Below are 11328 nucleotides of genomic sequence, written 5' to 3'. Positions count from 1 at the left end.
CGCTTCATCTCCCCTCTATTTCTCCATTCCGTTAAACTCCCTCAGCATCTGTGTAAAATCAGTCAAGCGCTGGTCATCCCAATGGGAAATTCGCCCGTAAAACGCATCTTCCTTTTCCTTCAGCGCCTCGATCGTCTGCTGCCGTCCCTGCTCCGTGAGCGAGAGCAGCACGCCGCGGCGGTCTTCCGGCGATACCTCGCGGCTGACGTAACCGGCTTGCTCCAGCTGTTTGATCAAACGGCTGACCGAGCTGCGGTCCATGGCCGTCGCTTCGGCCAACGCAGCCGCGCTCGCCCGGCCGTGGGAATACAGCCAGCGAATCAGGTGAAATGCCGCAGGTTGGAGGGCTGCGTCGAAGCGTGCCGCCGTTTGCACATGCAGTGCATGCGACGCGCTGATTAACGCTTGGATCTGCTCTCCGAGCGCGAGTTCCAACCGTTCCCGTTCAGTTAGATCCGCTTGAAAATCCTTCATCTCCAATATTCCTCCCACTCATTTAATTGACAAATATCAATTAATCATTATAGTTGATTTATATCAATCATATAACCCCTCGCAGCCTCTTGTCAAAATCAGAGGACGGATTTTATTTTATTCGCCAAAGGAGAATGATTCATGTCCAAGTCCAATCATCCGATCGTTGTCATTACCGGCGCCACCAGCGGGCTCGGTCAGCTCGCCGCCCTTGAACTGGCCAAACGCGGCATGCAGTTGGTATTGACTGCCCGAAGCCGAGAGCGCGCCGCTGCCACTCATAAGCTCATTGTAGAAACCGTGCCTTCCGCGCAGATTCAATTCTTCTACGGAGACTTGTCTTCCATGCAGGACGTGCAGCGCATCGGACAAGAAATCGGCACGGCTTTCCCGAAAATCGACGTACTCCTCAACAATGCCGGACTCCATGCGTTCGAACCTCGCACAACGTCCGAAGGATTGCCCGAAATGATGGCCGTCAATTACCTGTCGCCATGGCTGCTCACGCATACGCTGCTGACTTCCCTGCGAAATGCCGGGAATGCGCGGATCGTCAATGTCGCATCCGAAGCTTCGCGCCGTCACGGAACGCTAACCTTGCCGGATGATTTGACCGACACATCTCCCTTCACGGCGCGCGGATCCTCCCCGATCTATGGCAAAACCAAGCTGCTTAATATTATGTTCACCGCAGAATTGGCGCGCCGATGCGCAGGCAGCGGCATATCGACGAATGCCCTGAACCCCGGCTTCAACGTAACCGGACTTGGCCGTGAACTCCGGTTCGCATCCGTGCTCGAACGCATCCTGAACGCACTCCGCATCGGCGACCCGCGCCGGGGCACGGATATGATGGTGCGCTTGGTAACGGAGCCCAAATACGGGCAGGTCACTGGAGGTTATTTTAATGTAGGAACAGGAAAAGAGATCCACGCTGTCGCCCCTGCCCGGGACGTGGCGTTACAGCAGCAGCTGTGGCGTGATACCGAAACCTTGCTTGCAGAACGCGGATATTTGAAATAAACAAGTACAGCAGTTGCCATGATTCATGAACTTCCGGACAACACAAAAAAGGGGCTTCATTGCCCCTCCTTCAGTCTATCCGAAGCCAGCTGCCAAAAGGCTGCGTCTAAGCTTCAACTGACTGCTCCCGCGTTATTCAGAACTCCGTACAGACATAAACACGTCCACCTCATCCTCGCTGTCCACCGCAAAACCGAAACGTTCGTACAACCGCCGTGCCGGACTGCCTTGCAGGACGTTCAGATGAACGATCCGCCCCTGCACCTCGGCTCTCGCAAGCAATGTCTTCAGCACGTGTGTACCGATGCGCCTGCCCTGATACGCAGGATCAATGTAGAAATGCTCCAGTAAATACGCATCGTCGCCCTTCGGCTTCAGCGCCACGCATCCGGCCTCATTCCCGTCCACCTCAATGATCCACGTATGCTCAGGATCGAATGTCTTTCGGAACCGCTCGCGCACGTTCACATCGTCATACCTGCCCAGGCGGTTTAAATCGTCATACAACACAACCGCCCGCAGATCGGCGAGCCTGTCCTGATCTTCCTTTGCGGCCCATCGCATGTTCACCTGCATATCCATGGATTCCATTCTCCTTTTTCCACCATTCGCATTAAAACGAAAAAGCCCTTAGCCCACCAAAACGAAACTTCATGGCTCCTGGGCTTAAGTATAACCTATCTTAGTCAATATCAGAGTCTCTGAACGCCTAAAAGTTACGCCGTGCACATTCCACAGCCATCTGCATCCAGGACATCCCTTCCGAAACGAATCCGATCTATCCGTACGCATGCAGACAAGCTTACCAAATCCAGGAGAAACTATGCTATACTACTTAACAAGCAACGCCCGTCACAATGCCGTCATGCATCCAAACTCGATATAAAAAGAAAGGTGTATGCCATGGAAATGAGAATGATCAAAACCTTTCAGACCATCGTGAAGCTGGGCAGTTTCCAGCAGGCCGCAGAAGCGCTGCAGTATTCTCAGCCAGCGATTACGCTGCACATGCAGAAGCTTGAAGCCGATCTCGGCGCCAAACTGATTCATCGGGGCAAAAAGATCGAGCTGACGGAAGCGGGGAAAATATTCTATGCGCGTGCCGAAATGCTGCTGAGGGAATACGATTTCCTGACACATACCATTGCGGATATTCAACAAGGCGAAGCAGGGTATGTACGGTTAGGCGTTTCGGAGCCTACGGCAAGCCATCGGTTGCCAGCCATCCTCTCCGCCTTCAGGGCGCATCATCCCAAAGTCAAACTAAATGTTCGCATCGGGGACAGCAAGCTGCTGAACGAACTTTTGATTGACGAGCAGCTCGATTTCGCCGTTTGCCCTTCACCGGAAGCCAGCCTGGATACCGAGTTTCACCCGCTGCTGTTTGAGCCGATGGCACTGCTCGTATACGAGGATCACCCTTTTGCCGAAATGAATGAAGTCCGTCTTAAAGACCTGAAGGACCACCATCTGTTATTCACGCCTCCCAATTGCCCCATCCGGATCCGCATCGAACAACTGTTGAAAGAACACATCGGAAACGATTATCAGGCCATTGAAATCAGCAATATCCGATCGCACAAGTACTACGTGCAAGCGAAACTGGGGATCACGATCGCTCCGGTGGGAACGATTGCTCCCGAAATTCCGGGTACAACGATAAGAAAACTATCAGATTTAAACGTCGGACCGCTTGTCGGCATTCTGCGCAAACGCAACATGCCCATAGGCTCTGCTGGGACAAAACTGATGCAGGATATTCGCTCCGCGTTGCTGCAACGCCATTTGCATATTCCCGAATTTCAGCCCCCGGCGCCGATCGCACGGGCAGAGTAAAAGCTGCGGCTCAGTGCCGCAGTTTTTTAGCGTTCGGGCTTGAAGGCAGTGCGGCCTAATTCAGCCTACTTCAGTCTCCCTGCCGTACGTCCGCCATCCACCGTTAACACAGCCCCTGTAATAAAGCTGGCCTGTTCCGATGTCAGATACAAAATGGCTTGCGGCGCGTCATCTGGCCCCGAAGTGCGACCAAGCGGCGTAATACGAATCATCATTTCCGTGTGCTCTTCCGTCATCACGCTTACCTCGCTGCCCGGAGCGTAACCGGGAACTACCGCGTTCACTCTAATATGGTACGGGGCCAGCTCCAGCGCAAACGTTTTGGTCAGCATTTCCAAACCAACCTTGGAGACCGAATAATTGCCCATGCCTACGCCAGCCGTGCTGGCAGCCCCTGAACTAATGTTGATAAACGAACCCGGCACTTCGTTCTCGATCATCCGTTTGGCAAAACGCTGGGTCAACAGGAACGGGGCGGCCAGATTCAGGTCCAGCGTCTCGTTCCATTGTTTCAGGTCCATCTCCATCAATGTCCGATATGGATAGATACCCGCATTATTGATAACGATATCGGGCGCCCCCCAATGCTGCTGTACCGCTGCGATCAACCCGTCCGCAGAGCTCTCGTCGGTAAGGTCGGCCGCATGCGTATGAACCTCCACCGCCTCCAACGAAGAGGCAGCATTTCGCAACGGCTCCTCGCGTAGATCCGTCAAAAACAGCCTTGCTCCTTCAGCGGCATAAGCACGTGCAATCCAGCGGCCGAACACGCCTGCCGCCCCGGTAATCACTACTTTTTTGCCAATGAATCGATGATCTGGCATGCATCCGTACTCCTTTTTATCATCTATGTTGTGTTCATGCCCGCAACGGGCAACCCTTCATCCTTTTACAAAGCCCAGGCTTGCCGGATTGAAATCGACGAGTCGCGCCTCTTCGTCCTGTTCACCTCGACGATGATCACATTCACGCATGTTCTTCACCCATTTTCCCGAATTCAATGGTTCCCGACATGTGCGGGAGCTTCCGCTTTCTCCAACTCGTCCATTCCGGCAGCAACCAAATGTTCCGCTCGTTTCAACTCATGGCCGAACCGGTTCATTTCACGCACCAACCCGGTTCGCAACCGATAATAAACATCGCTGCCTGGAGTGGATGCTGCCAGAAGCTCGGCATCCGCCAATGCCGGTACGAGCGGCTGGCTGATCGCCGGATCATGCCCATACACGCTGCCGCGGACATAATTGAGGGGCACCAATATGCGGCTGAGTCCCAGCACAACCCGGTTCGCAACCCGAAGGCCCGGTTCGGACAGCCCCGGCGAGACCGAAGCAACCAACCGATAGAATGCGTCCACCGTCTGGTCAAGCTGCCGAAGCCGAAGCTCGATGCGTCCAAAGTCGAGGTGCTCTCCCGCCAGTTTGGCATAGGCATTCACCCTGTCCTGCAGGGCATGAACGGCTTCACGCTGGTCGATGGGCACGATCGGCGCGGATGCGGCATGGTAGATGGCGGCGGCATATACTTTGCAATCGCGTACCAGATGCGCCGGGGCCAGCTTGTCGAGCGTATCCTCGGTGGTATGCCACCACCAGCCGAACCAACCGTCGGGCTGGTAGGACAAACCCATGAAGACCGATGGCAAGCCGACTCCCCAGAAAGATTGGTCACCGGCTCGGCCGAAAGGCGACCCGCGGAAGGGTTCATCCGTGACGACGCGGACAGCGTCTGCGCACAAGGAGCGCGTCTCCGCCATCGTGTTGGCTGCACCGAGGCTAACCGCGCCAACGGCACCCACCGAGTCGATGTTGACGTGCAATACGCCATTCTCGTACAGCTCTTCCCAATGCAAATCGCTGTATAACGCAGAGCCTGCATACCTGCCGTGCGAATGGCCGGACCAGAAAGCCAGCCTGACGCTTCGCCGCAGACGTTCCCGGTACAACGAGAGCACGCGGGCCGTCTCCAGCATGACGGCATTGGCCGAACCGTTATCCATGGCGCCGTAATGCCAGGAATCCACATGGCCGCTGAACAGAATGAACTGCTCGGGCTCCGCCTGTCCGCGGATTTCCGCCGTCAACGTCGGAATAGGGAGCCAGCCGGTCGTTACTTCCGTCTGGATCACAGCGTGAACGATGCCATCGTTTCCGCTTTCCAGCTGGGCTTTGATTCGTTCACCATCCGTCCGGTTGACAGACAGGACCGGAATAACCGGGTATCTGTCTTCCAAAGACGCAGGGTTCCCCCATACCGCCGATACGATCATTTCATGGGTGTACGTCCCGTTGTTGATGAAAATCGCGGCGCTCGCTCCTTGCTGCTGAAGTCGGTCCAACACGGTCCAGTTCGCCAAGCCGTGCACGACGGCAGCGCCTCCGTTGAACTCATGATCGCCGATGGCCTGCGCGTCCACATATTGAAGCGGTACGTCCAACCGCGCGGTCGATGCCGACATGGCATGCGTAATGGCATCGTAAGCGACGCTGCCCACGATCAGTTCCGCGTGTCCTGGCAAGCTGATGAACGCGTCGTGGAATTCCAGCTTTGGCTCCAACCCGAAACCCTCCAGCGTATCACGGATGTACTCGAAGGCACGCAATTCCTCAGCCGAGCCTGAGAGACGTATTTCCTTAGCCACGTTTTCGTTATATACGGTCAAACAGCCAGCATCAATGCTGCCGAGGATGGTTTCCAGCGCTGCCTGGCGCGCTCGTTCAGCCTGTTCCGTTTCCCTTTCTCGCTCCGTCCAATACCCCGTTCCTGCCTTCCCGATCGGTGGTTTCCGTTCAGTCACGGGCATCGCCCACCTTTCCGGCCACCCCGATGACGAGGTCGTCCTGCGAATTCCCGCCAAGATAGCGAAGCGCTGTTTCCCCAAGGATCGCGATGCCCGTGACGATCGCGCGCTCGTCAAAGATGATCGAATCGCTGTGCAAAGGCAGCTGTGACCTGGCGTCTTCCGCCGATACGGTCCCCAAGCGGAACATCGCACCCGGCACATGCTCCAGATAAGCCCCGAAATCTTCGGCCCCCATGGAGGGTTCCAGCAGTTCAACGACAGCTTCCCGCCCCACGATGGCCTCTCCGGCCTGACGGATCACGTCCACGAACCGGTCGTCGTTTACGACGGGCGAGCCTCCCCGATAATACGTCAATTCGGCTTGTCCCCCGAAACCTTCGGCAACGCGCTGAACCAATTGCCGGATACGCTCCGGCAGCGCATCGCGCGTTTTGGTGCGGTGCGTGCGGACGGTGCCCGCCAACAGCACTTCATCGGCAATGATATTGTACGCCTTGCTGTTGCTTTGAAGCTTCGTAATCGACAATACGACGGAATCGAGCGGCGAAGCATTTCTGGACACGATCGTCTGCAAAGCGCTGATGACCTGGGCCGCGATCACGACGGCATCCACGGTCTGATGGGGATAAGCAGCATGGCCTCCTTTACCCGTGATGCGTATATCGAACGCGTCCGCCGCAGCCAGCATCGGTCCTTTTCGGATACCAACCGTTCCCGCAGGCAAGTTCGGCCATACATGAAGGGCCGCAATGGCGTCCACCTTCGGGCTGTGCAGCACACCGTCTGCGATTAAGTCGGTTGCGCCTCCTCTCACTTCCTCGGCAGGCTGAAATATGAACTTCACCGTGCCATGCAAATGTTCGCGGTATTCGCTCAGCGCCGCGGCCGTGCCTAATAGAATAGCCGTGTGTACGTCATGTCCGCAGGCATGCATCACCCCCGGAATAAGGCTGGCGAAGGGCAAGCCTGTTTTTTCCTCCATCGGTAGTGCGTCCATGTCTGCCCGCAGTGCCAGCACCTTTCCCGGCCTGCTTCCATGAAGCAGCCCAACGACACCCGTGCCGCCGACGCCGGTCCGCACTTCCAGACCGGCTCCCTGCAGAAACTCCGCAACGGTTCGGGCCGTCTCGAATTCCTGATGTCCCAGTTCAGGATGCTGATGGAACTGGCGGCGCAGCCGGATCGCTTCATCCTTCCACTTTTCGGCAACGCATGCAAAGCTCATATCATACTCCTCCTTCTCTTTCTTCTATATAACATTCAGAACGGGTCAGTGTTGATAAAGGTGGCACTGTACCTCCCTGCCCGGGGCAACGGCAAGATTGTCCGGCACGACGGCTCTGCACACATCCATCGCATAGGGACAGCGGGTGTGAAACACGCATCCGGACGGCGGGTTCAGCGGAGAAGGAATTTCTCCGCTCAAGACGACCCGCTCTCTCTTCAGGCGCGGATTCGGCACGGGCACGGCCGACAGCAGTGATTTTGTATACGGATGCAGCGGATCGGCAAACAGTTCTTCCGTCGGTCCTTGTTCGACCATATGCCCCAAATACATCACTCCGATCCGATCGGCAATGTGTCGTACCACGCTCAGATCATGCGCAATAAACAGATACGCGATGCCGCTCTCCTGCTGCACTTCTTCCAGCAGATTAATGACTTGCGATTGGATGGAGACATCCAACGCCGATACCGGCTCGTCACAGATGATGAGCTTGGGATCGAGCGCCAGCGCTTTGGCAATGCCCAGACGCTGGCGCTGTCCGCCTGAGAACTCGTGCGGATAACGACTGTAATGCTCCTCGTTGAAACCTACTTTGTACAGCAGCTCCAACGCTTTCTCGGTCCGTTGCCGCTTGCTGCCTTTGCGGTGAATCAGCAATGGCTCCTCAATGGTGTAACCAACGCGCTTGCGCGGATCAAGCGAAGTGTACGGGTCCTGGAATACCATCTGCATATGCTGGCGGTAACTTCGAAGCTGGCTTTTGCCTAGGCCGAAAATGTCCGTACCGTCATAAACGGCGTTTCCGGACGTCGGTTCGATCAATCGAAGGATCGTTCGGCCGAGCGTGCTTTTGCCGCAGCCCGACTCGCCCACAAGTCCGAAGGTCTGCCCGGCATGGACGTCAAAAGATACACCGTTCACAGCCTTGACTTGGCCCGTCGTTCTGCCCAGAGACGATTTCACCGGAAAATGTTTGGTCAATCCGTCGATATGCAGCAGCGGCTGCTCCTCAGACAATGTGCTCATATTCCTCCCCCCTCTCCTGCGTCGCCGCTGCGATACCCGGATACCAGCAGCGCACTATATGATTTTCCCCGATGCCCTTCAAGGGCGGGGTCTCCTTCAGGCAGCGTTCGCTGGCATGCGCGCATCTGGAGGCGAACCGGCAACCGGCCGGAACATGGTGGAGGGAGGGCACCGTACCTTCGATGACATGCAGCTTCTCGCTGCGATCCCCGTCAATCCGGGGGATGGAGCTCATCAGCCCCGACGTGTACGGATGCTGGGGGTTGAAGAACAGGTCATCCACATCCGCTTCCTCCACGACTTGGCCCAAATACATGACTGCCACTCTGGAGCATGTCTCGGCGACGACCCCCAGATCATGCGTGATCAGGATGACGCCCATGCGGTTTTCATTCTTCAAGCTGGAGATCAAATCCAGGATCTGCGCCTGAATCGTGACATCGAGCGCTGTAGTCGGCTCATCCGCAATGAGCAGCTTGGGATTGCAAGCCAAGGCCATCGCGATCATGACGCGCTGCCGCATGCCGCCCGATATTTCATGCGGATGCTCGTCGAAGCGCCGTTCCGGGGACGGAATGCCCGTTTTGCGCAGCAATTCCACGGCCGCTTCTTTTGCCTTTTTGCCTCGTAACCCCCGATGGAGCCTCAAACTTTCGGCAATCTGCTTGCCGATGGTATGCACCGGACTCAAGGAAGACATCGGGTCCTGGAAAATCATCGAGATGTCGTTGCCTCGAATACGCTCCATCTCCCGCACGGACAACGCAAGCAAGTTGGTTCCCTCATAGCGGACCTCTCCGCCGTACCGTACGGCCTCTTCGTCAAACAGTCGTAGGATCGATTCGGCGGTGACGCTTTTGCCGCAACCGGATTCACCTACAATGCCAAGCGTCTCTCCCGCATGAACGCGGAAGGTGACGCCATCCACCGCATGAATGGTTCCTCGTTCGGTAGCAATGGACACTTTCAAGTCCCGTACGTCAAGCAACGGCTCTTTTTCCACGGCGCTTCCCTCCTTTCGCCTTGCGTGCATGCGGGTCCATCAGGTCCCTGAGCCCGTCGCCGAACAAATTCAGGCCGAGTACGACCAGCAACAGGAAGCTGCCGGGAAACACGGTCATCCACCAAGCGTTATAGATGACGTTTTTGCCGTCGAACAGCATGTTTCCGAGACTCGGCGCAGGCGATGGGATGCCCGCACCAAGGAAACTGAGCGACGCTTCCGTCAGAATGGATACCGCAAAAATGAACGTGGCCTGAATGATGAGCGGCGATAAGGTGTTGGGAGCCATATGGATCCAGATGATCCGCCAACGGCTTGCCCCTTGGGCATGCAACGCCTCGATGTAGGTCAGTTCCCTGACCACAAGCGCCTTGGCCCGAATGATTCGCGCCACGGATGGAATGAAAATGATGCTTAAGGCGATGACGACATTCACCGGACGCGGTCCGAGTGCAGCCATGATCGAAATAGCGAGCAAGATGGAAGGAAACGCGAACAACCCGTCGCAGATGCGCATCAGGATATGGTCCAACAGCGTGTAACTGGCCGACAGCAATCCAATCAGCATGCCGATCAGCGACGAGATGGCCGTCACCGCCAATCCCACGATGACCGAAATGCGCAGTCCGTACACCGCGCGGGTGAACACGTCGCGACCGAAGTTGTCCGTGCCGAACGGATGAGCCAGACTGGGCCCTTTCAGGCGGTTGACCGGATCGATCTGCAACGGACCGTATGGCGTCAGAAGCGGCCCGAAGCTAATGAGCAGCAAGAGCAGGAACAGAATGAACGCCCCCGTCACCAGTAGGCGGTTATGCGTGATGCGCTTGAAGGCCAAGCGCCGGTTTGTGGCGGAGCGGAGCCCGGCCGGGGCCAGAGCGGCTCCCGAATTCGCCGACATAGGCGTTCCTCCTTTTGTAGTCAAAATTAATGACGATGAAATTATTTTTTATTCAGACGAACGCGCGGATCAACCACGCCGTATAACAAATCGACGATCAAGTTCACGAATACGTATGCCACGGTCACGAGCAGCACCGAGCCCTGAATAACCGTGTAGTCACGGCGGCTGATGGAATTGACGATCAATTGCCCCACGCCCGGAATATTGAACAGCGTTTCGATGACAGCTGCACCTGTTACGAGACCGCCAAAGGATTCGCCGATGACAGTCAGGATGGGAATGAACGCAACCCGGAGCGCATGTGTATAAATGATCCATTTTTCCTTTACACCCTTGGCTTTGGCCGTTTTGATGAAGTTCTCCGACAGCACGTCCAGAATGGACGCTCTCGTCATGCGTGCGATCAGGGCAGCTTGGATTACGCCCAGCACAATGCCGGGCAACAGCAAGTATTTCAGGTGCGACCACAAGCCTGACTCCAGCGGTTGATATCCTGCAACGGGAAGCCATTGCAGCTTGACCCCGAACAGGATGACCAGCAGGGAGCCGAGCAAAAAGCTTGGTATGGAGATGCCTAACATCGAGAACCCCATGACGAATTGGTCCACGATGCCGCCTCTGTGTCTAGCCGCAGTGATGCCTAGCGTCAATGCCAGCGCAATACCGATGATCTGGGCAAGGATGGCAAGAGACAACGTGGGGCCCAACCTTTCCACGAAAGCTTGCACAACCGGTTTGTCCAGAAAAACGGATTGTCCCAAATCGCCGGAGAGCAGGCCCAGCAGCCAAATGCCGAATTGCTCGTAAATCGGGCGATCCAGTCCCATCCGGCTTCGCATTTCGTCAATGTCGGCCTGGGTTGCCTCCTCACCCAGCAGAATCGCCGCCGGATCGCCGGGCGTCAGATGGATGATAGAGAACACGACCACCGCCACGACGAACAGCACAGGCACCAGCGAAAGCAACCGGCGAACCATGTATCCTCCCAATCAAATCCCCCCGCTTCGCATCAGTTAGCAGAATGGCAGCCC

General features: G+C 56.3%; 11 protein-coding genes. 2 read left to right on the top strand and 9 right to left on the bottom strand.

Annotation, left to right across the window (positions count from 1 at the left end):
- Nucleotides 1–15 precede the first annotated feature (15 nt).
- Nucleotides 16–474 (bottom strand): MarR family transcriptional regulator, encoded by a 459-nt coding sequence (locus L6H98_RS13070; RefSeq protein ID WP_236415645.1) that lies wholly within the window; start codon nt 472–474, stop codon nt 16–18.
- Between the two features lie 141 nt (nt 475–615).
- On the opposite strand from L6H98_RS13070, the gene L6H98_RS13065 reads away from it, so the two are divergent.
- On the top strand, nt 616–1497 hold the full coding sequence (locus L6H98_RS13065; RefSeq protein WP_236415644.1) for an SDR family NAD(P)-dependent oxidoreductase: 882 nt from the start codon (nt 616–618) through the stop codon (nt 1495–1497).
- A gap of 132 nt (nt 1498–1629) precedes the next feature.
- On the opposite strand, the gene L6H98_RS13060 is transcribed toward L6H98_RS13065, so the two are convergent.
- Entirely contained in the window at nt 1630–2079 is a 450-nt protein-coding gene (locus tag L6H98_RS13060; protein WP_236415643.1) for a GNAT family N-acetyltransferase, read from the bottom strand.
- A 327-nt stretch (nt 2080–2406) separates the two neighbouring features.
- On the opposite strand from L6H98_RS13060, the gene L6H98_RS13055 reads away from it, so the two are divergent.
- On the top strand, nt 2407–3333 hold the full coding sequence (locus tag L6H98_RS13055) for a LysR family transcriptional regulator (protein WP_236415642.1): 927 nt from the start codon (nt 2407–2409) through the stop codon (nt 3331–3333).
- A gap of 65 nt (nt 3334–3398) precedes the next feature.
- Here L6H98_RS13055 and L6H98_RS13050 read toward each other — a convergent pair whose 3' ends face one another.
- From L6H98_RS13050 to L6H98_RS13020, 7 genes are all read right to left on the bottom strand, one after another.
- A complete protein-coding gene (locus L6H98_RS13050) occupies nt 3399–4157 on the bottom strand; it encodes an SDR family NAD(P)-dependent oxidoreductase (protein WP_236415640.1) in 759 nt (252 codons plus the stop codon).
- Nucleotides 4158–4330: 173 nt separating this feature from the next.
- Nucleotides 4331–6130: a M28 family peptidase gene (locus L6H98_RS13045; RefSeq protein ID WP_236415639.1), complete on the bottom strand. Its 1800-nt coding sequence runs from the start codon at nt 6128–6130 to the stop codon at nt 4331–4333.
- On the bottom strand, nt 6123–7361 hold the full coding sequence (locus L6H98_RS13040; protein WP_236415637.1) for a M20 family metallopeptidase: 1239 nt from the start codon (nt 7359–7361) through the stop codon (nt 6123–6125). The genes L6H98_RS13045 and L6H98_RS13040 overlap by 8 nt, the downstream gene beginning before the upstream one ends.
- Nucleotides 7362–7406: 45 nt before the next feature.
- Nucleotides 7407–8390: a dipeptide ABC transporter ATP-binding protein gene (locus L6H98_RS13035; RefSeq protein ID WP_236415635.1), complete on the bottom strand. Its 984-nt coding sequence runs from the start codon at nt 8388–8390 to the stop codon at nt 7407–7409.
- Nucleotides 8374–9393 carry an ABC transporter ATP-binding protein gene (locus tag L6H98_RS13030; RefSeq protein WP_236415634.1) on the bottom strand — a complete coding sequence of 340 codons (1020 nt, stop codon included), beginning with the start codon at nt 9391–9393 and terminating at the stop codon, nt 8374–8376. The genes L6H98_RS13035 and L6H98_RS13030 overlap by 17 nt, the downstream gene beginning before the upstream one ends.
- Nucleotides 9371–10294, bottom strand: a complete 924-nt coding sequence (locus tag L6H98_RS13025; protein WP_236415633.1) for an ABC transporter permease — start codon at nt 10292–10294, stop codon at nt 9371–9373. Before L6H98_RS13025 ends, L6H98_RS13030 begins: the two co-directional genes overlap by 23 nt.
- A 41-nt stretch (nt 10295–10335) precedes the next feature.
- A complete protein-coding gene (locus tag L6H98_RS13020) occupies nt 10336–11286 on the bottom strand; it encodes an ABC transporter permease (protein WP_236415632.1) in 951 nt (316 codons plus the stop codon).
- Nucleotides 11287–11328 lie beyond the last annotated feature (42 nt).

Origin of the sequence: Paenibacillus sp. JJ-223 (genome assembly GCF_927798175.1) — a bacterium.
Lineage (GTDB): Bacteria > Bacillota > Bacilli > Paenibacillales > Paenibacillaceae > Paenibacillus > Paenibacillus hubeiensis.
The sequence above is the reverse complement of the archived record's forward strand: the minus strand, read 5'-3'. Positions and strand labels throughout refer to the sequence as shown.